The 22,394-nt window shown below is 69.6% G+C and carries 20 protein-coding genes and 2 riboswitches; of the genes, 14 read left to right on the top strand and 6 right to left on the bottom strand.

From position 1 onward, the window contains the following. Positions 1-19 precede the first annotated feature (19 nt). Together aat and E8D38_RS22950 are read left to right on the top strand one after the other, a co-directional pair. The gene (aat, locus tag E8D38_RS22955; protein WP_140636025.1) at positions 20-799 is read left to right on the top strand and encodes a leucyl/phenylalanyl-tRNA--protein transferase; all 780 of its coding nucleotides are present in this window, start codon (positions 20-22) and stop codon (positions 797-799) included. Then, positions 796-1,554, top strand: coding sequence for an arginyltransferase (locus E8D38_RS22950; RefSeq protein WP_140636023.1), 759 nt, complete (start codon positions 796-798; stop codon positions 1,552-1,554). The genes aat and E8D38_RS22950 overlap by 4 nt, the downstream gene beginning before the upstream one ends. Positions 1,555-1,599: 45 nt before the next feature. Here E8D38_RS22950 and E8D38_RS22945 read toward each other — a convergent pair whose 3' ends face one another. Continuing rightward, the gene (locus E8D38_RS22945; protein WP_140636021.1) at positions 1,600-2,238 is read right to left on the bottom strand and encodes a 3-oxoacid CoA-transferase subunit B; all 639 of its coding nucleotides are present in this window, start codon (positions 2,236-2,238) and stop codon (positions 1,600-1,602) included. 10 nt (positions 2,239-2,248) lie between these two features. Continuing rightward, a complete protein-coding gene (locus tag E8D38_RS22940) occupies positions 2,249-2,947 on the bottom strand; it encodes a CoA transferase subunit A (protein ID WP_140636018.1) in 699 nt (232 codons plus the stop codon). A 90-nt stretch (positions 2,948-3,037) separates the two neighbouring features. Here E8D38_RS22940 and E8D38_RS22935 point away from each other — a divergent pair, with 90 nt between their 5' ends. From E8D38_RS22935 to E8D38_RS22925, 3 genes are all read left to right on the top strand, one after another. Next, positions 3,038-3,604, top strand: coding sequence for a PAS and helix-turn-helix domain-containing protein (locus tag E8D38_RS22935; RefSeq protein WP_140636016.1), 567 nt, complete (start codon positions 3,038-3,040; stop codon positions 3,602-3,604). A 103-nt stretch (positions 3,605-3,707) separates the two neighbouring features. Next, positions 3,708-4,931, top strand: coding sequence for a lysophospholipid transporter LplT (gene lplT / locus E8D38_RS22930; protein WP_140636014.1), 1,224 nt, complete (start codon positions 3,708-3,710; stop codon positions 4,929-4,931). Beyond that, complete coding sequence (locus E8D38_RS22925) at positions 4,928-5,935, top strand: glycosyltransferase family 4 protein (protein ID WP_140636012.1); 1,008 nt, start codon at positions 4,928-4,930, stop codon at positions 5,933-5,935. The genes lplT and E8D38_RS22925 overlap by 4 nt, the downstream gene beginning before the upstream one ends. Positions 5,936-5,987: 52 nt before the next feature. Here E8D38_RS22925 and E8D38_RS22920 read toward each other — a convergent pair whose 3' ends face one another. From E8D38_RS22920 to E8D38_RS29385, 3 genes are read right to left on the bottom strand one after another with little or no spacing between them, the layout of a single operon-like run. Next, on the bottom strand, positions 5,988-7,118 hold the full coding sequence (locus tag E8D38_RS22920) for a PLP-dependent cysteine synthase family protein (RefSeq protein WP_140636010.1): 1,131 nt from the start codon (positions 7,116-7,118) through the stop codon (positions 5,988-5,990). Continuing rightward, positions 7,115-7,810, bottom strand: a complete 696-nt coding sequence (locus E8D38_RS22915; RefSeq protein ID WP_425462812.1) for a YceH family protein — start codon at positions 7,808-7,810, stop codon at positions 7,115-7,117. Before E8D38_RS22915 ends, E8D38_RS22920 begins: the two co-directional genes overlap by 4 nt. After that, positions 7,807-7,938: a hypothetical protein gene (locus E8D38_RS29385; RefSeq protein WP_281286148.1), complete on the bottom strand. Its 132-nt coding sequence runs from the start codon at positions 7,936-7,938 to the stop codon at positions 7,807-7,809. The genes E8D38_RS22915 and E8D38_RS29385 overlap by 4 nt, the downstream gene beginning before the upstream one ends. A gap of 105 nt (positions 7,939-8,043) precedes the next feature. Between E8D38_RS29385 and E8D38_RS22910 the strand changes: the two genes are divergently transcribed. Both E8D38_RS22910 and E8D38_RS22905 read left to right on the top strand, forming a co-directional pair. After that, the gene (locus tag E8D38_RS22910; RefSeq protein WP_140636006.1) at positions 8,044-10,050 is read left to right on the top strand and encodes a bifunctional metallophosphatase/5'-nucleotidase; all 2,007 of its coding nucleotides are present in this window, start codon (positions 8,044-8,046) and stop codon (positions 10,048-10,050) included. Continuing rightward, entirely contained in the window at positions 10,047-11,138 is a 1,092-nt protein-coding gene (locus E8D38_RS22905) for a S1 family peptidase (protein WP_140636004.1), read from the top strand. Before E8D38_RS22910 ends, E8D38_RS22905 begins: the two co-directional genes overlap by 4 nt. A gap of 7 nt (positions 11,139-11,145) precedes the next feature. Here the strand turns inward: E8D38_RS22905 and E8D38_RS22900 are convergent, their stop codons facing one another. Beyond that, on the bottom strand, positions 11,146-11,928 hold the full coding sequence (locus E8D38_RS22900; RefSeq protein ID WP_140636002.1) for an SDR family oxidoreductase: 783 nt from the start codon (positions 11,926-11,928) through the stop codon (positions 11,146-11,148). A gap of 194 nt (positions 11,929-12,122) precedes the next feature. Between E8D38_RS22900 and E8D38_RS22895 the strand changes: the two genes are divergently transcribed. The 7 genes from E8D38_RS22895 to E8D38_RS22865 all read left to right on the top strand — a co-directional run bounded on the left by E8D38_RS22895 (position 12,123) and on the right by E8D38_RS22865 (position 22,226). Next, positions 12,123-13,796, top strand: a complete 1,674-nt coding sequence (locus E8D38_RS22895; RefSeq protein WP_140636001.1) for an electron transfer flavoprotein-ubiquinone oxidoreductase — start codon at positions 12,123-12,125, stop codon at positions 13,794-13,796. A 70-nt stretch (positions 13,797-13,866) separates the two neighbouring features. Continuing rightward, positions 13,867-13,942, top strand: a riboswitch (glycine riboswitch). Positions 13,943-13,959: 17 nt separating this feature from the next. Continuing rightward, a riboswitch (glycine riboswitch) is annotated at positions 13,960-14,072 on the top strand. A gap of 48 nt (positions 14,073-14,120) precedes the next feature. Then, entirely contained in the window at positions 14,121-15,236 is a 1,116-nt protein-coding gene (gene gcvT / locus E8D38_RS22890; protein WP_140635999.1) for a glycine cleavage system aminomethyltransferase GcvT, read from the top strand. 54 nt (positions 15,237-15,290) lie between these two features. Further along, a complete protein-coding gene (gene gcvH, locus E8D38_RS22885) occupies positions 15,291-15,665 on the top strand; it encodes a glycine cleavage system protein GcvH (RefSeq protein WP_140635997.1) in 375 nt (124 codons plus the stop codon). Positions 15,666-15,801: 136 nt separating this feature from the next. Next, positions 15,802-18,696 (top strand): aminomethyl-transferring glycine dehydrogenase, encoded by a 2,895-nt coding sequence (gcvP, locus tag E8D38_RS22880; protein ID WP_140635995.1) that lies wholly within the window; start codon positions 15,802-15,804, stop codon positions 18,694-18,696. Positions 18,697-18,886: 190 nt separating this feature from the next. After that, complete coding sequence (locus tag E8D38_RS22875; protein ID WP_140635993.1) at positions 18,887-19,936, top strand: threonine aldolase family protein; 1,050 nt, start codon at positions 18,887-18,889, stop codon at positions 19,934-19,936. Positions 19,937-20,015: 79 nt separating this feature from the next. Continuing rightward, positions 20,016-20,804 carry an alpha/beta hydrolase gene (locus E8D38_RS22870; RefSeq protein ID WP_140635991.1) on the top strand — a complete coding sequence of 263 codons (789 nt, stop codon included), beginning with the start codon at positions 20,016-20,018 and terminating at the stop codon, positions 20,802-20,804. 30 nt (positions 20,805-20,834) lie between these two features. Continuing rightward, the gene (locus E8D38_RS22865) at positions 20,835-22,226 is read left to right on the top strand and encodes an L-serine ammonia-lyase (protein ID WP_140635989.1); all 1,392 of its coding nucleotides are present in this window, start codon (positions 20,835-20,837) and stop codon (positions 22,224-22,226) included. Positions 22,227-22,394 lie beyond the last annotated feature (168 nt).

Raw genomic sequence — 22,394 nt, 5'->3', positions numbered from 1 at the left:
TTCGGACGCACCGCCTTCCGTGATCACCTGGCTGCACGACGCCAACACCCCCTTCCCCGACACGCGCCGGGCCCTGCCCGCACGCAGCGAGGCACCCGGCCTGCTGGCTGCGGGGGGCGAGCTCACGCCCCGGCGCCTGCAAATGGCGTATTCGCGCGGCATCTTCCCGTGGTTCAGCGAGGGCCAGCCGGTGCTGTGGTGGAGCCCCGACCCGCGCATGGTGCTGCCGGTGGCCGACTTCAAGCTCAGCCATTCGCTGCGCAAGACGCTGCAGCGGTTCATCGCCACGCCGGGCAGCGAGGTCCGCATCGACGGCAACTTCCGCCGGGTGATGGAGCACTGCGCCCGGGTGCCCCGGGCCGGCCAGGACGGCACCTGGATCGTGCCGGCGATGATCGACGCCTACTCGGCCTGGCATGCCACCAGCGGCATCCCGCATTCCTTCGAGACCTGGATCGGCGGCGAACTGGTCGGCGGGCTGTACGGGGTGGCGCTGGGGCGCATGTTCTTCGGCGAGTCGATGTTCTCGCTGCGCACCGACGCCTCCAAGATCGCGCTGGCCGCGCTGGTGGCTTTCTGCCGGGCCCATGGCATTTCCCTCGTCGACTGCCAGCAGAACACCGGCCACCTCGCGTCGCTGGGCGCGCGGGAAATCTCACGCGCGGCGTTCGAACAACACCTGGGGACTGCCGTGCCCGCCGAGCCGGTGCATGATTGGACCTATCATCCGTCGCTATGGACCGGGCTGGACGCGCGCCTCGCCGCTGCCCCCAGCCCGGTGAAGGGCCGGCACACGTGACTCATCCGAAGGAGCTTCCGCTCGCGTCGCTGCAGTTCTATGCAACGGCGCCCTACCCGTGCAGCTACCTGCCGGGCCGGATGGCGCGCTCGCAGGTCGCCACGCCCAGCCACCTCATCCACGCCGACGCCTATTCGGGCCTCGTGTCCAACGGCTTTCGCCGCAGCGGCATGTTCACCTACCGGCCGTATTGCGACGGCTGCGGCGCCTGCGTGCCGCTGCGCGTGCCGGTCGACCGCTTCCAGCCCAGCCGCAGCCAGCGGCGCGCCTGGAAGGCGCATCGCCAGCTGCAGGCCCGGGTGCTGCGGCTGTGTTTCGTGCCCGAGCACTACCAGCTCTACCTGCGCTACCAGGCCGGCCGCCATGCGGGCGGCGGCATGGACCACGACTCGATCGACCAGTACACCCAGTTCCTGCTGCAAAGCCGCGTCAACTCGCGCCTCATCGAATTCCGCGAGCCGGCGCCGCCCGGCGGCGGGCTCGGCACGCTGAAGATGGTGTCCATCCTCGACATCCTGAACGACGGGCTGTCGGCGGTGTACACCTTCTACGAGCCGGATCCGGGCTGCAGCTACGGCACCTACAACATCCTCTGGCAGATCGAGCAGACGCGGGCGCTGAAGCTGCCGCACGTGTACCTCGGCTACTGGATCGAGCAGAGCCACAAGATGGCCTACAAGGCCCAGTTCCAGCCGCACGAGCTGCTGCTCGACGGCCGCTGGCAGACGGCGCCTGCCGACGCCCACCGCAAATGAAACGGCCCGCGATCCGCGGGCCGCTTCGTTCAGGAGGTCAGGCGCTCAGATCAGCGTCACCCCGGTCTTGGACTGCACTTCCTCGCGGGTCACCTCGGGCGCCAGCTCCGCCAGTTTCAGGCCCTGCGGCGTGACGTCCATCACTGCGAGGTCGGTGATGATGCGGTTCACCACCCCCACGCCGGTGAGCGGCAGCGTGCACTTGGGCAGGATCTTCAGGTCGGTGGTGCCGTCCTTCTTCCTGGCCACGTGTTCCATCACGACCAGCACGCGGGGCACGCCGCCCACCAGGTCCATGGCGCCGCCCATGCCCTTGACCATCTTGCCGGGGATCATCCAGTTGGCGAGGTCGCCCTTCTCGCTCACCTGCATGGCGCCCAGGATGGCCAGGTTGATCTTGCCGCCGCGGATCATGGCGAAGCTGTCGTGCGAGCCGAAGATGCTGGTGCCGGCGATGGTGGTGACGGTCTGCTTGCCGGCGTTGATGAGGTCGGCGTCGACTTCGTCCTCGGTCGGGAACGGGCCGATGCCCAGCATGCCGTTTTCGCTTTGCAGCCACACCTCGACGTCGGGCGGCACGAAGTTGGCCACCAGGGTGGGAATGCCGATGCCGAGGTTGACGTAGTAGCCGTCTTTCAGCTCGGAAGCCGCCTTGGCGGCCATCTGATCTTGGGTCCAGGGCATGTGTGTCTCCTTAGGCCGGGCGGGTCGTGCGCTTCTCGATGCGCTTCTCGGGATGGGCATTCACCACGATGCGGTGCACGTAGATCCCGGGCAGGTGGACCGCGTCGGGGTCGAGTTCGCCGGTTTCAACCAGGTGCTCCACCTCGACGACGGTGATCTTGCCGGCCATGGCCACCGCCGGGTTGAAGTTGCGCGCGGTGCGGCGGAACACGAGGTTGCCGCTCTTGTCGGCCGTGTGCGCCTTGACCAGCGACACCTCGGGCACCAGCGAGCGCTCCATCACGTAGGCGTGGCCGTCGAACTCGCGGGTTTCCTTGCCTTCGGCCACGATGGTGCCCACGCCGGTGCGGGTGAAGAAGGCCGGGATGCCGGCGCCGCCGGCGCGCAGCTTCTCGGCCAGCGTGCCCTGCGGCGTGAATTCGAGTTCCAGCTCACCGGCGAGGTACTGGCGCTCGAACTCCTTGTTCTCGCCCACGTAGCTGGAGATCATCTTCTTGATCTGACGCGTCTCCAGCAGCTTGCCGAGGCCGAAGCCGTCGACGCCGGCGTTGTTGGAGATCACGGTGAGGTTCTTGACGCCCGAGTCCTTGAGCGCGTCGATCAGAGCCTCGGGAATGCCGCACAGCCCGAAGCCGCCCACGGCCATCAGCTGCCCGTCCTTCACGATGCCCGCCAGCGCCTCTGCGGCGCTCGGGTAGACCTTGTTCATGGCGACGTCTCCTTCGATGTCGATGGTGGAACCTGGGGCCGCAGCGTACTACGTATGCCGATACGTAGAATCGCCTAAGGAAACCCCTGCATGGAAACCGACTACCGGATCGCCTTCGAGCTCGCCCCAGTGGGCCTGGTGATCTCGCGGCAGCGTGCCATCGTGGACTGCAACCTGGCCGTGGCCGACATGTTCCGCACCCACCGCGAGCTGCTCGTGGGCCAGTCGTTCCAGGTGCTCTACCCGAGCGCCGACGAGTTCGAGCGCACCGGCAAGCGTATCGTGCTGCAGCTCAACCGCGACGGCCGGTATGCCGACGACCGCATCATGAAGCGCTCGCCCTTCGACCCCACCGGCGAGCTGTTCTGGTGCCATGTGACCGGCCGCGCGCTCAACCCGGAGTCGCCACACGACGCCGGCATCTGGAGCTTCGAGGACCTCTCCTCCCGCAGGCCGCTCACCACGCCTGCCCGCGCCGGGCTCACCGGCCGCGAGCGCGAGGTGGCCGCCCTGCTCATCGAGGGGCGCACCAGCAAGCAGATCGGCCAGGTGCTGGGCGTGAGCCACCGCACGGTGGACATCTACCGGGCCCGGCTGCTGCGCAAGTACGGCGCGGCCACCACGCCGGAGCTGGTACAGAAGCTCGTGGCCGGCTGAAGCGCGATTTTCGCGACGACCGCCACGTCCTGTCACAAGCCTTCAACCTGCGTGTCATTGAATCGCGGGCGCCGACTCCCCGGCCGCATGCGAGGCATGCCACTTGACCCGCGGCTTCTACTTCCTCATCGCTGCGCAGTTCGTCTCGGGCCTCGCCGACAACGCGCTGCTCATCGTCACCATCGCCCGCCTGCATGAACTGGCCGCCCCCGCGTGGTGGGTGCCGCTGCTCAAGCTCTTCTTCACCATCGCCTACGTGGTGCTGGCACCGCTGGCCGGACCGCTGGCCGACGGCTGGCGCAAGGGACGCGTCATGCTGGTGGCCAACGGCATCAAGGCCGGCGGGGCGCTGCTGCTGATCGCAGGACTGCAGCCGCTGGCGGCGTTCGCGATCGTCGGCACCGGCGCGGCCATCTACTCGCCTGCCAAGTACGGGCTGGTCACCGAGCTGGTGACACCGCGCCAGCTGGTGGCCGCCAACGGCTGGATCGAGGTGAGCACGGTGTGCTCCATCGTGCTGGGCATCGTGCTGGGCGGTGTGCTCGTCGGTCCGGTGGCCGGCAGCACCGCCGGCCTGCTGCCGGCCCTGCTGGGCGTGCTCGCGCTGTATGCACTGGCCGCCGGACTCAACACCCGCATTCCCGATAGCGGCGCGCGTTACGCCCGCGCAAGCTATGCCGTCGGGCCGCTGCTGCGCCACTTCTGGCGCGACAACCTCGCGCTGTGGCGCGATGCGCCCGGCCGCACCTCGCTGGCCGTCACCACGCTCTTCTGGGGCGTGGGGGCGACCCTGCAGTTCGTGGTGCTGCGCTGGGCCACCGAAGAGCTGGCGCTGCCGCTCGAGGAGGCGGCCTACCTGCAGGGCGTCACCGCGGTAGGCATCACCGCGGGCGCCTGGCTGGCCGGCCGCACGGTGCCGCTGCGCCAGGCGCCCGCCGTGCTGCCGCTGGGCGTGGCGATGGGGCTGCTGGTGCCCGGCATCACCGCGCTCAGCAGCGTGCACAGCACCTGGCCGCTGCTGGTCCTGGTGGGCGGCTGCGCCGGCTTCTTCGTGGTGCCGATGAACGCGCTGCTGCAGCACCGCGGCCATGCGCTGCTGAGCGCCGGCCGCTCGATCGCGGTGCAGAACTTCAACGAGAACCTGAGCGTGCTGCTGATGCTCGGCCTGTATGCAGCGCTGCTGGCGGCCGATGTGCCGTTGGTGCTGCTGGTGTGGAGCTTCGGCCTCGCCGTGGCCGCGGCCATGGCCGTCATCGCGTCGGCCCACCACCGGACCCGGCGCCCCCATCGTTTCGAAGCCGCCAAGGCGCAGCAGGAGAATGCATGAAGATCCTCATCGTGACCGACGCCTGGGAGCCGCAGGTCAACGGTGTCGTGCGAACACTGAAGATGACGCGCCGCGAGCTCGAAGCCGCCGGCCATGCGGTGGAGGTGCTCTCGCCGCAGGGCTTTCGCTCGATGCCCTGCCCCACCTACCCGGAGATCCACCTCGCGCTCACCACCCGCCGCGAGCTGGAGCGCCGCATCGATGCCATTGCACCGGACCGCCTGCACATCGCCACCGAAGGCCCGCTCGGCTGGGGCGTGCGGCGCATCGCGATGCGCCGCGGCTGGCAATTCACCACCGCCTACCACAGCCGCTTTCCCGAGTACGTGCATGCCCGTTTCCGCCTGCCGGTGAGCTGGAGCTATGCACTGCTGCGCCGCTTTCACAATGCGGCCGCCGCGACGCTGGCACCCACGCCGGCCATCGTCGACGACCTGAAGGCCCGCGGCTTCGAACGCGCTCGGCTGTGGTCGCGCGGCGTCGACCTGGCGATGTTCCGCGCCGATGGCGAACGCCTGCCGCGCCGGAACGGCGAACCGGTGTTCCTGTACGTCGGCCGGCTGGCGGTCGAAAAGCAGGTCGACGCCTTCCTGAAGCTCGACCTGCCCGGCGAGAAGTGGGTGGCCGGCGAAGGCCCCGAGCGCGTGCGGCTCGAAGCCCGCTACCCCGGGGTGCGCTGGTTCGGCGTGCTCGACGGCGCCGAGCTCGCGCGCCTGTACCGCTCGGCCGACGTGATGGTCTTCCCCAGCGTCACCGACACCTTCGGCCTGGTGATGGTCGAGTCCATGGCCTGCGGCACGCCGGTGGCGGCCTTTCCGGTGCCGGGGCCGATCGACGTGGTGGGCCGGTCGGGCGGTGGCGTGCTGGACCGCGACCTGGGCGCAGCCTGCATGCGGGCGCTGCAGCTGCCGCGCGACGCGGTGCGGCGGCATGCCGAGCAGTTTTCCTGGAGTGCCGCGACGCGGCAGTTCTTCGAGGCCCTGCGGCCGGTGCAGGCGGACTAGGCCTGCGCCCCCAGGGATCCAAGCGTGAGGCTCCAAATAGCGTTAACAGGCCCTAGGAAAGGTCGCCCGCCAGCCGCCAGGCGGCCAGCAGGGCTGCCGGCACCTGGCCGTGGGAGAGCCACGCATCGACCGCGGCAGCTTCATGCTCGCAGGCCAGGCCCTGCGCCTGCAGCCATGCGGCATCGTGATAGGTACGGCTGTATCGCTGCCCGCCGTCGCACAGCAGGGCCACGATGGCGCCGGACTCGGCGCGCTCGCGCATCTGCCGTGCACAGGCGAGCGCCGCCACCAGGTTGGTGCCGGTGGAGCCGCCGACCGGGCGGCCGAGGCGCCGGCTCAGGGCATGCATGGCGCCCAGCGACCACAGGTCGGGCACCTTCACCATCGCATCGAGCACGTCGGGAATGAAGGACGCCTCGACCCGCGGGCGACCGATGCCTTCGATGCGCGAGCCCTGCTCGATGCGCAGCCCGGCGTCGCGGGCCAGGTAGTGGTCGAAGAACACCGAGCGCTCGGCGTCGGCGCCGCACACCAGGGTTTCGTGCCGGCAGTAGCGCACGTAGCGGCCGAGCGTGGCGAGCGTGCCCCCGGTGCCCGCGCTCGACACCAGCCAGGCCGGCACCGGAAACGGCTCCAGCCGCATCTGCGCAAAGATGGATTCGGCGATGTTGTTGTTGGCGCGCCAGTCGGTCGCCCGCTCGGCGTAGGTGAACTGGTCCATGTAGTGGCCGCCCAGTTCGTCGGCCAGCCGCTGCGATTCGGCATAGATCGTCGTCGGGTCGTCCACCAGGTGGCAGCGCCCGCCCTGGAATTCGATGGCGGCGATCTTCTCGGCCGAGGTGGAACGCGGCATCACCGCCACGAAGGCCAGCCCCAGCAGCCGCGAGAAATACGCTTCCGAAATGGCGGTGGAGCCGCTCGACGCCTCGACCACCGTGCTGTGCTCGTGCAGCCAGCCGTTGCACAGCGCATGCAGGAAGAGCGACCGCGCCAGGCGGTGCTTCAGGCTGCCAGTGGGGTGGCTGGACTCGTCCTTCAGGTACAGCGAGATGCCGGCAAAGCCGGGCAGCGCGACCGGGATCAGGTGCGTGTCGCTGGAGCGCTGGAAGTCGGCGTCGATGCGGCGCACCGCCTCGCGCACCCAGGCGCGGTGGCTGGCGGGAGCCGGCTTGTCCGGCTTCATGCTTCGCCCTCGGGCCTGGCCACGCCGAGTTCGGCATACAGCCGATCCACCAGCGCGGCCAGGCGCGCCACCTCGTCGCCCAGTCGCTGCTGCTCGCGGCGCAGCGCCGCCAGCTCCGACGGCGCCACGGGCGCATCGGCACCGGCTGCCGACTCGGCAGGCACGTCCACCTCACCGCACAGCAGGTGCGCCCAGCGCGCCTCGCGCACACCCGGCGCACGCGGCAGCTTCACCACCTTGGGCGGCGAGTCCTCGGCCAGCTCGTTCAGGAAGGCCTCCACCGACGAGATGTCGGCAAAGCGGTGCAGCCGCTCGCTGTTCTGCCGCAGCTCGGCCGCCGTCTGCGGGCCGCGCAGCATCAGCACCGACAGCAGCGCCGCCGACTGGCTGGGCACGCCCACCACCCGCTGCATGTTGTGCTCATAGCGCGCCACCCGGCTGCCGCTCACCTCGACCACCAGGCTCAAGGCCCGCAGCTCGTCGAGCGCGCCCAGCACTTCGGGCTCGCTCACGTTCATCACCGGGTCGCGGGCGGTCTTCTGGTTCACGCCCAGCACCAGCGTATTGAGCGACAGCGGATAGGAGTCGGGCACGGTGTGCTGCTTCTCGAACAGCACCGAAACCACGCGGGCTTCGAGCGGAGTCAGGCTTCTCATGGTGTGTGTCGTTGTCGGGGTGGGTGTGGGCGTCACCGATGGGCGCGCATGGACAGGAGGATGCCACCGACGAAGCAGGCGGCGGCCAGGGCGCCGAGCGCCGCCCGGCGCAGGCTCTGGCCCGCGAATTGCTGATGGAGGACGTCCGTGCGCGGCGTTGTCATCGGGGGCGCACCCTAGCACAGCCCCCGGCCGTCACACGGCTGTCGCGGCCGCGTGCCAACGTCGCGGCCGTTCGCGCTCGTTCGAGCGCCCACGGGAGACACACGATGAAGCAACAACGTTCGCTGCTGGCCGGTGTGCTGGCGCTGTCGCTCACCACGCTGGCCTGCGCCACGCCGCCCTCGGCCGACAACGGCCGCTGGCAGCAAGCCGACCCTGAAGGATGGGAACTGCCCGATGCCGAAGCCGCGGCCGATGCTCGCCACGGCCATGGCTGGGGCTGGTGGGATCCCCACAAGAAGCCCTTCACCGTGAAGATCATCGGCTTCAACGACTACCACGGGAACCTGCAGTCTCCCGGCACCTTCGGCCAGAACACTTCCATCGCGGCCGCCCAGCGCCCGGCAGTCGGCGGCGCCGACTACCTGGCCGCCTACGTGGCGCGGCTCAAGCGCCAGAACCGCCACAACGTGGTGGTCGGCGCGGGCGACTTCATCGGCGCCTCGCCGCTCGTCTCGGCGCTGTTCTTCGACGAGCCCTCGGTCGAGACGCTCAACCGCATCGGCCTCGACTTCAACGCGGTGGGCAACCACGAGTTCGACAAAGGCTCGGCCGAGCTGCTGCGGCTGCAGAACGGCGGCTGCAAGATCACCAGCGGCGCGGTGGACCCCAACAGCTGCAAGGGGGCATTGGTCGGCACCCCGGTGCCGTTCGAAGGCGCGAAGTTCAAGTGGCTGTCGGCCAACGTCGTTTCCACCGCCACCGGCCGGCCGCTGCTCAAGCCCTATGGCATCAAGTCGTTCAAGGGCGTCAAGATCGCCTTCATCGGCATGACGCTCAAGGCCACGCCCAACATCGTCACGCCCACCGGCGTGGCCGGCCTCGAGTTCCGCGACGAGGCCGACACGGTGAATGCGCTGGTGCCCCGGCTGAAGCGCCAGGGCGTCGAAGCCATCGTGGTGCTGGTGCACCAGGGCGGCTTCCAGTCCGCCGGGCTGTCGGACATCAACGGCTGCGACGGCAACCTCGCCAACTCCGACATCGCCAAGATGGTTTCGCGGCTGCACGACGAGGTGGACCTGGTCGTCAGCGGCCATACCCATGCCGCCTACAACTGCTCGGCCGGCACGCTGGACGTGAAGTCGGTGAACGGCGTGGTGACCAGCACGCCGCGGCCCACCGGCCTGCCCAACGCCCGCGGCCGTCTCATTCCGGTGACCAGCGCCAGCGCCTTCGGCCGCGTGCTCACCGACATCGACGTGACCATCGATCCGAAGCGCCGCGACATCGTGGCGGTGAATGCCACCAACCGCCTGGTCGACCGCACCGACCCCGAGATCAACACCGCCATCGCCGCCGACCCGTCGGTGCGCAACCTGGTCGACAACTACAACACCCTGGTGTCGCCGATCGCCAACCAGGTGATCGGCTCCATCACCACGGCGCTGCCCAACTCGGCCGACGCCGCCGGCAACATGCCTGCCGGCGAGCTGATCGCCGATGCGCAGCTGGCAGCCACCGCGCCTTCGAGCTTCGGCGGGGCGGTGATCGCCTTCATGAACCCGGGCGGTGTCCGCAACCCCGGCTTCACCTTCCCGTCCAGCCCGGCCGGTGAAGGCGACGGCAACATCACCTACGGCGAGGCCTTCACCGCCCAGCCCTTCGGCAACAGCCTGGTGACGCTCACCCTCACCGCGCAGGACCTCAAGCACCTGCTCGAGCAGCAGTTCGCCGGCTGCCGCGAACAGGGCAACACGCGGATCCTGATCCCTTCGGCCGGATTCAAGTACACCTGGGACGCCACCAAGGGCTGCGATGCGCGCATCACCGACGTACGCCTGGTCAACACCAACGGCGCGGTGGTCGACCAGATCGTCGACACGCTGGGCACGGTGCTGCAGCCGGCCAGGACCTACCGGGTCACGGTGAACAACTTCCTTGCCACCGGCGGCGACGGCTTCAAGGTGCTCCAAGGCGGCACCAACCCGCTGGGCGGCGCGCAGGACATCGATGCGCTCACCGCCTACCTGGCCGGCTTCAAGCGGCCCGGCTTCCCGGCCTACGACCCCAACGCGCCGGCGCTGGGCAAGCCGCGCATCACGCGCCTGCCGTGAAGCGAACCGCCGCCACACTGCTCGCCGCCGCGGCGACCGCCACGGCGGCCTCCCAGGGCCTGCCGCTCGGCGAACGCTCGGCGGCACTGCGCGACTGGATCGCCACCGCCGAGACGCAGCTCTCGCAGGGCCGCGCCGTCGAGGCCGCGCAGGGCTTCGACCGTGCGGCGAATTCCGAACACGCGGCCGACATCGAGGCCGGCCTGGTGCGCAGCTACCTGCAGAACGGCGAGTTCCGCCGCGCACTGGCCTTCGCCTCGCACACCGCCGGCGCGCATCGCGACAAGTCGGTCGGCACCGCGCTGTATGCGTGGCTGCTGCACATGAGCGGCCAGCGCGAGTTCGGCCAGCGCCTGCTGCAGCAGGCCCGCGAACGCCTGCCCCAGGACGCCCTGCTCGCCGAAGTGGAAAGCCAGCTCGGCTCGTCGGCGCCTCAGGTGACCCGCACGATGCTGGCCGCACCGGCCCGGCTCGCGCCGTACCCCGCCGGCGAGTCCGTGCCCGGAGCGGCCCGGCTGGTGGCCAGCGGCGTGCTGGTGGACGACGGCCGCCGCGCCGTGGTGCCGGCCTGGGCCATGGAAGGCGTGCAGCAGGTGTGGCTGCGCAACGGCTCGGGCCGCACGTGGCCGGCCCGCTTGCAGCAGCGCCTCGGAAGCCTGCCGCTGGTGCTGGTGACGCTGCAAGGCGCTGCAGAAGACGCACCCGCGCTCAAGGCCGTCGCTCGTGACGCCTTTCCCGGCTCACCGGGCTATGCCGTCGCCTACACCGGGCATGACGAAGCCTCCCCGGCCTGGCCCTGGCTGCGCCCAGGCTTCCTGGGCAACCTCGACGCGGCCAGCGGACAGCGGCGCCTGGGCATCGAGCTCCCGTCGAATGCTCTGCCGGGCGGGCCGGTGTTCGACACCGCCGGCCGGCTGGTCGGGCTGAGTTCCGCCGGCGGCGGGCTGCTGCCGGTGTCGGCGCTTCAGGCCGAACTGCCTGGCCTCTTCGCGGCGGCGCCCGCCGAAGGCCCGGCCGCCCGTGTGCCGACCGACGAACTCTACGAGCGCGCCATGAAGGCGACGCTGCAGGTCATCGTGCTGCGCTGAGCTGCGCTCACACGCCGAAACCGTCGTCGGCCTGGATCACCGCGCCGTTGACGAAGTGGCTCTCGTTGGCGCACAGCATCACGATCAGCGCATCGAGGTCCTTCGGCTGGCCGAGCCGGCGGCGCGGCAGCATCTCGACCAGCTTGCGGCCCTGTTCGGTTTCCCAGTGGTGGTGGTTGATCTCGGTGTCGATGTAGCCCGGGCAGACGGCGTTCACGTTGATGCCGTAGCGGCCCCACTCGAGCGCCATTGCGCGCGTCATGTGCACCACCGCGGCCTTGCTCATCGCGTACACGCCGATCTGGCCGAGCACGCGCAGGCCAGCCATCGACGCGATGTTGACGATGCGCCCGCCGGTGAAGGTGCCGGGCGCAGCGCCCTTGGCACGCGCCAGCATGCGCTTGCCCACCTCCTGCGCCACGAAGAAGGCACCCTTGGTGTTGGTGTCCATCACGTAGTCGTAGTCTTCCTCGCTCACGTCCACCAGCTTCTGCGTGGTGCTCACGCCCGAGTTGTTGATGAGGATGTCGAGCGGGCCGACTTCGGTTTCTGCATGCGCCACGGCCGAGCGGATGCTGGTCACGTCGGTCACGTCGAGGCCGACGACGTGCGCATCGCCGCCGTTGCCTTCGATCTCGGAACGCAGCGTCTTCAGGCGCTCCACGCGGCGGCCGGCCAGCACGACAGCCGCGCCGGACCTGGCCAGCGTGCGGGCAAACTGCGCGCCCAGGCCGCTCGATGCGCCGGTGATCAGGGCCACGCGGCCGGAAAGGTCGATGCTGTAACTCATGGAATGCTCCTCGCGGCACTTCTGGTTCGCGGCGACGATAGCACGCGAGTTTGCGCCTCCCATGTCACGGCTCGGACAGCGCGGATGCGCTAGTGATACGACACTAGCGACAAAATAGAACGACCGTTCTTTTCTGCGCGGGCGACGCTTAGAATCGCGCGCAGCCCTGAATCCAAAACCCCCGAGGAAGACACATGACGCCACAGGAGATCCTGGAGCAGTACGGCCCGCGAGAGGCCATGGAATACGACGTGGTGATCGTCGGCGCCGGACCCGCCGGCCTCGCCACCGCGATCCGCCTCAAGCAGCTCAACGCCGACATCTCCGTGGTGGTGCTCGAGAAGGGTTCGGAGCCGGGCGCGCACATCCTGTCGGGTGCGGTGATGGACCCCCGCGCGATCAACGAGCTCTTCCCGAACTGGAAGGAACTTGGCGCGCCGCTGAACCAGCCGGTCACCGGCGACGACGTGCTGTTCCTCTCTGAGACCGGCAGCCGGCGCACGCCCGACTGGCTGGTGCCGCGCAACTTCCACAACGACGGCTGCTACGTCATCTCGCTGTCCAACGTGGTCAAGTGGATGGCCCAGCAGGCCGAAGGACTGGGCGTCGAGATCTTCCCCGGCTTTGCCGCGGCCGAGGTGCTGTACGACGAGCAGGGCCGCGTGAAGGGCGTGGCCACCGGCAACATGGGCATCGGCAAGGACGGTGAGCCCACCGACAGCTTCCAGCTCGGCATGGAGCTGCTGGGCAAGTACACGATCTTTGCCGAGGGCGCGCGCGGCCACCTGGGCAAGCAGCTGCTCGCGAAGTTCAACCTCGCCGAAGGCAGGGACCCGCAGAGCTTCGCCATCGGCGTGAAGGAGCTGTGGGAGATCCCGGCCGACAAGGCCAGGCCCGGCCTCGTGGTGCACACCGCCGGCTGGCCGATGACCGACGACACCTTCGGCGGCGGCTTCCTCTACCACCTCGAGGGCAACAAGGTCACGCTGGGCTTCGTGGTCGGGCTCGACTACCAGAACCCCTACATGAGCCCGTTCGAGGAGATGCAGCGCTGGAAGGCGCACCCCGCCATCCGGGCGCACATCGAAGGCGGCAAGCGAATCGGCTACGGCGCGCGGGCCATCAACAACGGCACGCCCCAGGCACTGCCCAGGACGGTGTTCCCCGGCGGCGCGCTGATCGGCTGCGATGCCGGCTACCTGAACGCGGCGCGCATCAAGGGCAGCCACGCGGCCATCAAGAGCGGCATGCTGTGTGCCGAGGCGCTGGCGCCCGCACTGGCCGCAGGCCGCGCGCACGACGAGCTTTCAGCCTATCCCGAGGCCTTCGGGAAGAGCTGGCTCAACGAGGAGCTGCAGCAGTCGCGCAACTTCAAGCTGTGGTTCAAGAAGGGCAAGCTCGCCGGCCAGCTGATGACCGGCATCGAGCAATGGCTGCTGCCCAAGCTGGGCGTCGCCAGCCCGCCGTGGACGCTGCACACCACCAGGCGCGACAACGAAAGCCTCAGGCCGGCGGCCGAATGCCAGCCGATCAGCTACCCCAAGCCGGACGGCAAGATCACCTTCGACCGCCTGTCTTCGGTGTTCATCAGCAACACCAACCATGAAGAGAACCAGCCCGCGCACCTGACGCTCAAGAACGCGGCGATCCCGGTGCAGGTGAACCTGGGCAAGTTCGCCGGGCCCGAGAGCCGCTACTGCCCGGCCGGCGTGTACGAGTTCGTCAAGAACGACGACAACACCGAGCGCCTGCAGATCAACGCGCAGAACTGCGTGCACTGCAAGACCTGCGACATCAAGGACCCGATGCAGAACATCGTCTGGGTCACGCCCGAGGGCGGCGGCGGGCCGAACTATTCCGGCATGTGACCGCGGCCGCGACGCTCACAAAGGCAGCTTCGGCTGCCTTTGTCGCTGGAGCCTGAAGTACACTCGCCAGGCCAGGAGAGAGCTTCCCCGTGAAGCCGCCGAAGGCGCAGGGGCCCCGCCCCGAACGCTCAGGCAAAAGGACTGGCACACGCCCCTCGAAGGGGCGTTCCTCGCTGGAGAGAGGTCGGCCCTGGAGCCCACCCACCGAAGGGGCAAGCGGACACCGGCATAGCCAGGCCCGCCAATCTCTCAGGTAAAGCGGACAGAGAGGGCAAGATCGATCACCAGCCACTGGTGTTGTGAAACCTGCCCTCGGAGCCCCACATGTCCGCCGAACTGCTCAAGACACCGCTGCACGCATTGCACCTCGAACTCGGCGCCAAGATGGTCGAGTTCGGCGGCTACGACATGCCGGTCAACTACCCCGGCGGGATCATCGCCGAGCACCGGCACTGCCGCGAGTCGGCCGCCCTGTTCGACGTGTCGCACATGGGCCAGCTGCGCCTGGTGGGCGACGACGCCGCGAAGGCGCTCGAAACGCTGGTGCCGGTGGACGTGATCGACCTCGCCGTGGGCAAGCAGCGCTATGCCTTCTTCACCAATGCCAACGGCGGCATCCTCGACGACCTGATGATCACCCGCCGCTCGAACGACCTGTTCGTGGTGGTCAACGCCGCCTGCAAGGAAGCCGACACCCGGCACCTGGTCACGCACATCGGCCACCGCTGCAACATCGTGCCGCTGCCCGACCGCGCCCTGCTGGCGCTGCAGGGCCCCAAGGCCGTCACCGCGCTGGCACGGCTGAGCCCCGAAGTGACCGCGCTCACCTTCATGACCGGCGGCAGCTTCATCATCAACGGCGTCGAGTGTTTCGTCACCCGCTCGGGCTACACCGGCGAGGACGGCTTCGAGATCTCGGTGCCCGCCGAAGCTTCGGTGGCGCTGGCCAAGGCGCTGCTCTCGCAGCCGGAGGTCAAGCCCGCCGGGCTGGGCGCACGCGACACGCTGCGCCTGGAAGCCGGCCTGTGCCTGTACGGCCACGACATCAACGAGACCACCACGCCGGTCGAGGCCGGCCTCACCTGGGCCATCCAGAAGGTGCGTCGCCCCGGCGGCGCACGGGCCGGCCACTACCCAGGCGCCGCGGCCATCGAAGGCCAGCTCGCCACCGGCCCCACCATGAAGCGGGTGGGCTTGCTGGGCCTCGAGCGCGTGCCGGTGCGCGAAGGCGCCCCGCTGGTCGACGCGCAGGGCCGCAAGCTCGGCCACGTGACCAGCGGCACGCTGGCGCCCACCGTCAACCAGCCGATCGCGATGGCCTACCTGGCCGCCAACCACGCGCTGCCCAGCCATGAGGTCTATGCCGAGGTGCGCAACAAGCGCCAGCCGATGCGCGTGACCCCCCTGCCCTTCGCGCCGCACCGCTACCACCGCGGCTGACCGCCCCGCCCGCTTTCCGCTCGCCGAACCGACCGATCACCAAGGAGCCTACCGATGACCACGAAATTCACCGCCGACCACGAATGGATCAACATCGAAGACCACGACGCCGCTGTCGTCGGCATCACCCACCATGCGCAGGACGCGCTCGGTGACGTGGTGTTCGTGGACCTGCCCGAGGTCGGCAAGAGCTACAGGAAGGGCGAAGTGGCCGGCGTCGTCGAATCGGTGAAGGCCGCCGCCGACATCTACAGCCCGGTGAGCGGCGAAGTGGTCGAGGTGAACGAGGCCCTGCGCTCCGATCCGGCCCTGGCCAACAGCGACCCGCTGGGCGAAGGCTGGTTCTTCAAGATCAAGATCAGCAACATGGCCGAATTCGACGAGCTCATGGACGCGCCGGCCTACGACGCGCTGCTCGCCAAGGGGTAGATGACAGCCCCTCGGCCGGCGGGTACGCCGGCCGCTCCCCCGAGGGGAGGCGGGCCTTGCTTGGGGCGACCCGGCGCGGCGGCCCGCAGCTGCTGAAGGAAGTCTCCCCCGTTCAACACCTCGCAGTACACACGCCATGCTCATGTCTTCCGCTGCGCCGCTGGGCGCGCTCGAGAACCCTTCCGAATTCGTGGCACGCCACATCGGCGTCGATGCCGCCGACGAGCAGCACATGCTCAGCGTGATCGGCGCGGCCTCCCGCCGCGCCATGATCGAAGCCATCGTGCCGCGCAGCATCGCGCGCGGCCAGGCGATGCAGCTGCCGCCGGCCGTCGGCGAAGCCGAGGCGCTGGCCGAGCTGCGCGCCATCGCGTCGAAGAACAAGGTGTTCAAGAGCCACATCGGCCAGGGCTACTTCGGCACCCTGACGCCGGGCGTCATCCTGCGCAACATCCTCGAGAACCCCGCCTGGTACACCGCGTACACGCCCTACCAGGCCGAGATCTCGCAGGGCCGCATGGAAGCGCTGGTCAACTTCCAGACCATGGTGGCCGACCTCACCGGCCTGGCCATCGCCAACGCATCCATGCTCGACGAGGCCACCTCGGCCGCCGAAGCCATGACGCTGGCCGCCCGTGCGGGCAAGAGCAGGAGCACGAGCTTCTTCGTGGCCGACGACGTGCTGCCGCAGACCCTGGAGGTGGTGCGCACCCGGGCCCTGCCGCTGGGCATCAGCGTGGTCACCGGCCCCGCCGAACAGGCCGGCTCCGGCGACCACTTCGGCGCGCTGCTGCAGTACCCGGGCGTCGATGGCGTGGTGCGCAACCTGAAGCCCGTCATCGAGGCGGTGCATGCCCGGGGCGGCGCGGCCATCGTGGCAGCCGACCTGCTCGCGCTCACGCTGCTCACCTCGCCCGGCGAACTGGGCGCCGACATCGCGGTGGGCACCACCCAGCGCTTCGGCATGCCCATGGGCAACGGCGGCCCGCACGCCGCCTACATGGCCTGCCGCGACGAGTTCAAGCGCCAGCTGCCCGGCCGCCTGGTCGGCGTGAGCGTCGACGTGCATGGCAACCCGGCCTACCGCCTGGCGCTGCAGACCCGCGAGCAGCACATCCGCCGCGAGAAGGCCACGTCCAACATCTGCACGGCGCAGGTGCTGCCGGCGGTGGTGGCCAGCATGTATGCCGTCTACCACGGCCCGCAGGGGCTCAAGCGCATTGCGCAGCGGGTGGCGAGCTATGCGGCCGTGCTGGCCGACGGCCTCACCCGGCTGGGCGCGAAGGTCGCCAATGAAACCGCCTTCGACACGGTGCTGGTCGATTGCGGCGCGCAGGCCGCCATGCGCCTGCAGGCCGCCCGCGACACCGGCCGCAACCTGCGCGACGCCGGCAACGGCCGCGTGGGCATCTCGCTCGACGAGACCACCACCCGCGCCGACCTCGAAGCGCTGTGGACGCTGTTCGCCGACGGCAAGCCGCTGCCGGCCTGGGCGGCCTACGAAAAGGGCGTGACGCCGCTGCTGCCCACCGAGCTCAAGCGCACCAGCGCCTACCTCTCCCACCCGGTGTTCAACACACACCATTCCGAGACCGAGATGCTGCGCTACATCCGCAGCCTGTCGGACAAGGACCTCGCGCTCGACCGCAGCATGATCCCGCTGGGCTCGTGCACGATGAAGCTCAACGCGACCAGCGAGATGATCCCGATCACCTGGCCCGAGTTCGCGCATGTGCACCCGTTCGCGCCGCGCGAGCAGCTGGCCGGCTACGAGGCGCTCGACCGCCAGCTGCAGGCCTGGCTGTGCCAGGCGACCGGCTATGCCGGCATCAGCCTGCAGCCCAACGCCGGCTCGCAGGGCGAATACGCCGGCCTCCTGATCATCAAGGCCTACCACGAGGCCCGCGGCCAGGGCCAGCGCAACATCTGCCTCATTCCCGAGTCGGCGCACGGCACCAACCCCGCCAGTGCGCAAATGGCCGGCATGCAGGTGGTGGTGACCAAGTGCGACGAGGAAGGCAACGTCGACCTGGCCGACCTCAAGGCCAAGTGCGAGCTGCACGGCGACAAGCTGAGCTGCGTGATGATCACCTACCCCTCCACCTACGGCGTGTTCGACACGCACGTGAAGGAGCTCTGCGCGCTGGTGCACAGCCATGGCGGCCGCGTCTACGTGGACGGCGCCAACATGAACGCGCTGGTGGGCGTGGCGGCGCCGGGCGAGTTCGGCGGCGACGTGAGCCACCTCAACCTGCACAAGACCTTCTGCATCCCGCACGGCGGCGGCGGCCCGGGCGTGGGCCCGGTGTGCGTGGTGGCCGACCTGGTGCCCTACCTGCCGGCGCACCGCGCGGCCGGCATCGGCGCCGAACGGCAGATCGGTGCGGTGAGCGCGGCGCCGCTGGGCAATGCCGCGGTGCTGCCGATCAGCTGGATGTACGTGCGCATGATGGGCGCCGACGGCCTGCAGGCTGCCACCGAGACCGCCATCCTGTCGGCCAACTACGTCGCCGCGCGGCTGTCGGACCACTACGACATCCACTTCAGCGGCAACGTGGCCGGCATCAAGGGCGGCGGCGTGGCACACGAATGCATCCTCGACCTGCGCCCGCTGAAGGACAGCTGCGGCGTCACCGCCGAAGACGTGGCCAAGCGCCTGATCGACTACGGCTTCCATGCGCCCACGCTGAGCTTCCCGGTGCCCGGCACCTTGATGGTGGAGCCCACCGAAAGCGAATCGCGCTTCGAGCTCGACCGCTTCTGCGACGCGATGATCGCCATCCGCGAGGAGATCCGGCTGGTGGAGCAAGGCTCGTGGCCGAAGGACGACAACCCGCTGAAGAACGCACCGCACACCGCCGAGGCGCTGCTCAAGGCCGAATGGCCGCATGCGTATTCGCGAGAGGCGGCGGCCTACCCGGTGGCCTCGCTGCGCCGGCAGAAGTACTGGTCGCCGGTGGGCCGGGTGGACAACGTGTATGGGGACCGCAACCTGTTCTGCGCCTGCGTACCCGTGGCCGACTACCAGTGAAGTCGCTCGAAGCCAAGCGGGCCGCCGCGCCGGGCCGCCCCAAGCAAGGCCCGCCTCCCCTCGGGGGAGCGGCGGGTGTATTCCACCCGCCGAGGGGTCGTCATGCGGGCCGCCGCGCCGGGCCGCCCCAAGTAAGGCCCGCCTCCCCTCGGGGGAGCGGCGGGTGTATTCCACCCGTCGAGGGGTCGTCATGACTGAGCACTTCGCGAGTGACAACTATGCGGGCATCTGCCCCGAGGCCCTGCACTGGTTCCTCGAGGCCAACGCCAGCGGCCACCAGCCGGGCTACGGTGAAGACGAATGGACCCAGCGCGTCTCGGACCGGCTGCGCGAGCTGTTCCAGACCGACTGCGACGTCTACTTCGTCTTCAACGGCACGGCCGCGAACTCGCTGGCGCTGGCCTCGCTGTGCCAGAGCTACCACTCTGTGATCTGCACGACCGTCGCCCACATCGAGACCGACGAGTGCGGCGGCCCGGAGTTCTTCTCCAACGGCTCCAAGCTGCTGGTGGCCGAAGGCGCCAGCGACGCCGCCAGGCTCGGCAAGCTCACGCCCGACGCGGTGGAGCAGCTGGTCACCAAGCGCGACGACATCCACTACCCCAAGCCCAAGGTGGTGAGCCTCACCCAGGCCACCGAGCTGGGCACGCTCTACACCGTCGAAGAGGTGCGGGCCATCTCGGCCATCGCCAAGCGCCGCCAGCTCAGAGTGCACATGGACGGCGCCCGCTTCGCGAACGCAGTGGCGGCGCTCGGCTGCCACCCGAGCGACATCACCTGGCGTGCCGGCGTGGACGTGCTGTGCTTCGGCGGCACCAAGAACGGCCTGCCGGTGGGCGAGGCGGTGGTGTTCTTCGACCGCGCGCTCAGCGAAGACTTCGCCTACCGCGTCAAGCAGGCCGGGCAGCTGGCTTCGAAGATGCGCTTCATCTCGGCGCCCTGGATCGGCATGCTCGAGAACGACGTGTGGCTGCGCAACGCGCGCCATGCCAACGCGATGGCGCAGCGCCTGCACGAGCGCATCGCCGGCGTGCCCGGCGTGCGGGTGATGCACCCTCCGCAGGCCAATGCGGTGTTCGCCTTCCTGCCGCGGCCGGCCATCGACACGCTGCATGCGCAGGGCTGGAAGTTCTACGACTTCATCGCAGGCGGCGGCTGCCGGCTGATGTGCGCCTGGGACACCACGCCAGAGGCGGTGGACGCGTTCGCAGCCGACATCCGGAAGGCTTGCGGGGCGTGAGGTGCATGCGCCGCGGCGGGTCCTCCTGCTCCTTGCCGCCGCGCTCGCCGCGGGCGCTCTGACGGCCTGTGGAGGCGACATGTTCGCAAGCTTCACCGAGCGCTATTTCTTCTACCCCGACAAGGTGGTCTACACCACGCCGCAGGCCCATGGCCTGCAGTCGCAGGACCTGCACATACCGGGGCCGGACGGCTCCACGCTGCATGCCTGGTGGATGCCGGCGCGCGGCCCCGCGGTCGGCACCGTGCTGCACGTGCACGGCAATGCGGCCAACATCAGCAACCACCTGCCGCTGGTGGCCTGGCTGCCGGATGCCGGCTTCAACCTGCTGACCTTCGACTACCGCGGCTATGGGCAGTCGAACGGCGCGCACAGCCTGGCCGGCGTGGTGGCGGACACGCTGGCTGCACTGAAGCACCTGCGCACGCTGCCGGGCGTGGACCCGCAGCGGCTGGTCGTCATCGGCCAGAGCCTGGGCGGGGCCACCGCGCTGCGCGCCGTGGCGCAGGACGCCGCCGGCATCCGCCTGCTCGTCATCGATTCGGCCTTCAGCAGCTATCGCGGCATCGCCCGCGAGGCGCTCGAGCACATCGGCCCGATCGGTGTGCTGGGGCCCTTGCTCATTCCCACGCTGCCGGGCGACAAGGACGACCCCATCGCCGCGGCTGCGCGGCTCAAGGTGCCGCTGCTGGTGGTGCACGGCAGCCGCGACATCGTCGTGCCGCAGCACCACGGGGAGCGCATCTTCGCGGCGGCCCCCGAGCCCAAGCGCTGGATCGGCGTCGACGAAGGCGAGCACGTCGATGCGCTGGTGCGGCCGGAGGTGCAGCACCAGGTGCGCGAGGCGCTGATCGCCGCCGTGCGCTGAACCCCCACCCCGAACCGAGGTCTTCCCGTCATGGCTGTTTCCGTCTTCGACCTGTTCAAGATCGGCATCGGGCCGAGCAGCTCGCACACCGTGGGCCCGATGCGCGCCGCGCGCCTCTTCGCGCTGCGGCTCGAGCATGAAGGCCTGCTGCCCCGTACCGCGCGGGTGCTGTGCGAGCTGTATGGCTCGCTCGGCGCCACCGGCAAGGGTCACGGCAGCGACAAGGCCGTGCTGCTGGGGTTGGCCGGCCATGAGCCCGACACGGTGGATGTCGAAGCCATTCCCGGGGCGCTCGATGCCATCCGGCAGCAGCATCGGCTCTCATTGCTCGGCCGCCATGAGCTGGCCTTCGACGAAGCCGCCGACCTGCTGTTCCTGCGCCGCCAGACCCTGCCCTTCCATGCCAACGGCATGCGCTTCGCCGCCTTCGATGCGCAGGGCAACGAGCTGCAGTCGCGGGTGTACTACTCGGTGGGCGGCGGCTTCGTGGTGAGCGACGAGGTGGCGGCCGACGGCGAGAAGCAGAAGGTGATCGCGCCCGACGCCACCGTGCTGCCCTTTCCCTTCAAGACCGGTGCCGAGCTGCTGGCGCTCACCGCGCGCGAGCAGTGCTCCATCGCCGAGATCATGCGGCGCAACGAGCGGCACTGGCGCAGCGATGCCGAGATCGACGCCGGCCTGCTGAAGATCTGGCGTGTGATGCAGGACTGCGTGGCTCGCGGCTGCCGCACCGAAGGTGTGCTGCCCGGCGGTTTCAAGGTCAAGCGTCGGGCGGCGAATCTCTACCGGGACCTCACCGCCAACCCCGAGGCGGCACTGCGCGATCCGCTGCAGGTGATGGACTGGGTGAATCTCTACGCGCTGGCGGTCAACGAGGAAAACGCCGCCGGCGGCCGGGTGGTCACCGCGCCCACCAACGGCGCGGCCGGCATCATCCCGGCGGTGCTGCACTACTACGCCCGCTTCGTGCCGGGCGCCACCGACCAGGGTGTCATCGACTACCTGCTCACCGCCGGCGCGATCGGCATCCTCTACAAGGAAAACGCATCCATCTCCGGCGCGGAGGTGGGCTGCCAGGGCGAGGTCGGCGTGGCCTGCTCCATGGCCGCCGGCGCGCTGGCCGCGGTGATGGGCGGCTCCCCCGCCCAGGCCGAGAACGCCGCAGAGATCGGCATGGAGCACCACCTGGGGCTCACCTGCGACCCGGTCGGGGGGCTGGTGCAGATCCCGTGCATCGAGCGCAACGCCATTGCGTCGGTGAAGGCCATCAACGCCGCCCGCATGGCTCTGCGCGGCGACGGCACCCACCATGTGAGCCTCGACAAGGTCATCAAGACCATGTGGGAGACCGGCGCCGACATGAAGACGAAGTACAAGGAAACCGCCCGCGGCGGTCTCGCCGTCAACATCATCGAATGCTGATGTCGGCACCCCGGCCGGCGGGTACGCCGGCCACCCCTCCAGGAGGGGTCGGGCCTTGCTTGGGGCGGCCCGGCGCGGCGGCCCGGGGGATGTCCGCACCCCGCTCGCCGAGTACGGCGATCGACCCTCCGAGAGGGTCGGGCCTTGCTTGGGGCGGCCCGGCGCGGC

Origin of the sequence: Methylibium rhizosphaerae, from assembly GCF_006386545.1 — a bacterium.
Taxonomy (GTDB): Bacteria; Pseudomonadota; Gammaproteobacteria; order Burkholderiales; family Burkholderiaceae_C; genus Pseudorivibacter; species Pseudorivibacter rhizosphaerae.
The sequence above is the reverse complement of the archived record's forward strand: the minus strand, read 5'-3'. Positions and strand labels throughout refer to the sequence as shown.

What these genes read in the sequence shown, in the direction of transcription:
- E8D38_RS22940 (WP_140636018.1), bottom strand. Translation starts at nt 2,947, where the DNA reads ATGAACAAGGTCTACCCGAGCGCCGCAGAGGCGCTGGCGGGCATCGTG.
- E8D38_RS22945 (WP_140636021.1), bottom strand. Translation starts at nt 2,238, where the DNA reads ATGCCCTGGACCCAAGATCAGATGGCCGCCAAGGCGGCTTCCGAGCTG.
- gcvH (WP_140635997.1), top strand. Translation starts at nt 15,291, where the DNA reads ATGACCACGAAATTCACCGCCGACCACGAATGGATCAACATCGAAGAC.
- gcvT (WP_140635999.1), top strand. Translation starts at nt 14,121, where the DNA reads ATGTCCGCCGAACTGCTCAAGACACCGCTGCACGCATTGCACCTCGAA.
- E8D38_RS22895 (WP_140636001.1), top strand. Translation starts at nt 12,123, where the DNA reads ATGACGCCACAGGAGATCCTGGAGCAGTACGGCCCGCGAGAGGCCATG.
- E8D38_RS22910 (WP_140636006.1), top strand. Translation starts at nt 8,044, where the DNA reads ATGAAGCAACAACGTTCGCTGCTGGCCGGTGTGCTGGCGCTGTCGCTC.
- E8D38_RS22870 (WP_140635991.1), top strand. Translation starts at nt 20,016, where the DNA reads ATGTTCGCAAGCTTCACCGAGCGCTATTTCTTCTACCCCGACAAGGTG.
- E8D38_RS22920 (WP_140636010.1), bottom strand. Translation starts at nt 7,118, where the DNA reads ATGAAGCCGGACAAGCCGGCTCCCGCCAGCCACCGCGCCTGGGTGCGC.
- E8D38_RS22935 (WP_140636016.1), top strand. Translation starts at nt 3,038, where the DNA reads ATGGAAACCGACTACCGGATCGCCTTCGAGCTCGCCCCAGTGGGCCTG.
- E8D38_RS22865 (WP_140635989.1), top strand. Translation starts at nt 20,835, where the DNA reads ATGGCTGTTTCCGTCTTCGACCTGTTCAAGATCGGCATCGGGCCGAGC.
- E8D38_RS29385 (WP_281286148.1), bottom strand. Translation starts at nt 7,938, where the DNA reads ATGACAACGCCGCGCACGGACGTCCTCCATCAGCAATTCGCGGGCCAG.
- E8D38_RS22925 (WP_140636012.1), top strand. Translation starts at nt 4,928, where the DNA reads ATGAAGATCCTCATCGTGACCGACGCCTGGGAGCCGCAGGTCAACGGT.
- E8D38_RS22875 (WP_140635993.1), top strand. Translation starts at nt 18,887, where the DNA reads ATGACTGAGCACTTCGCGAGTGACAACTATGCGGGCATCTGCCCCGAG.
- E8D38_RS22900 (WP_140636002.1), bottom strand. Translation starts at nt 11,928, where the DNA reads ATGAGTTACAGCATCGACCTTTCCGGCCGCGTGGCCCTGATCACCGGC.
- gcvP (WP_140635995.1), top strand. Translation starts at nt 15,802, where the DNA reads ATGCTCATGTCTTCCGCTGCGCCGCTGGGCGCGCTCGAGAACCCTTCC.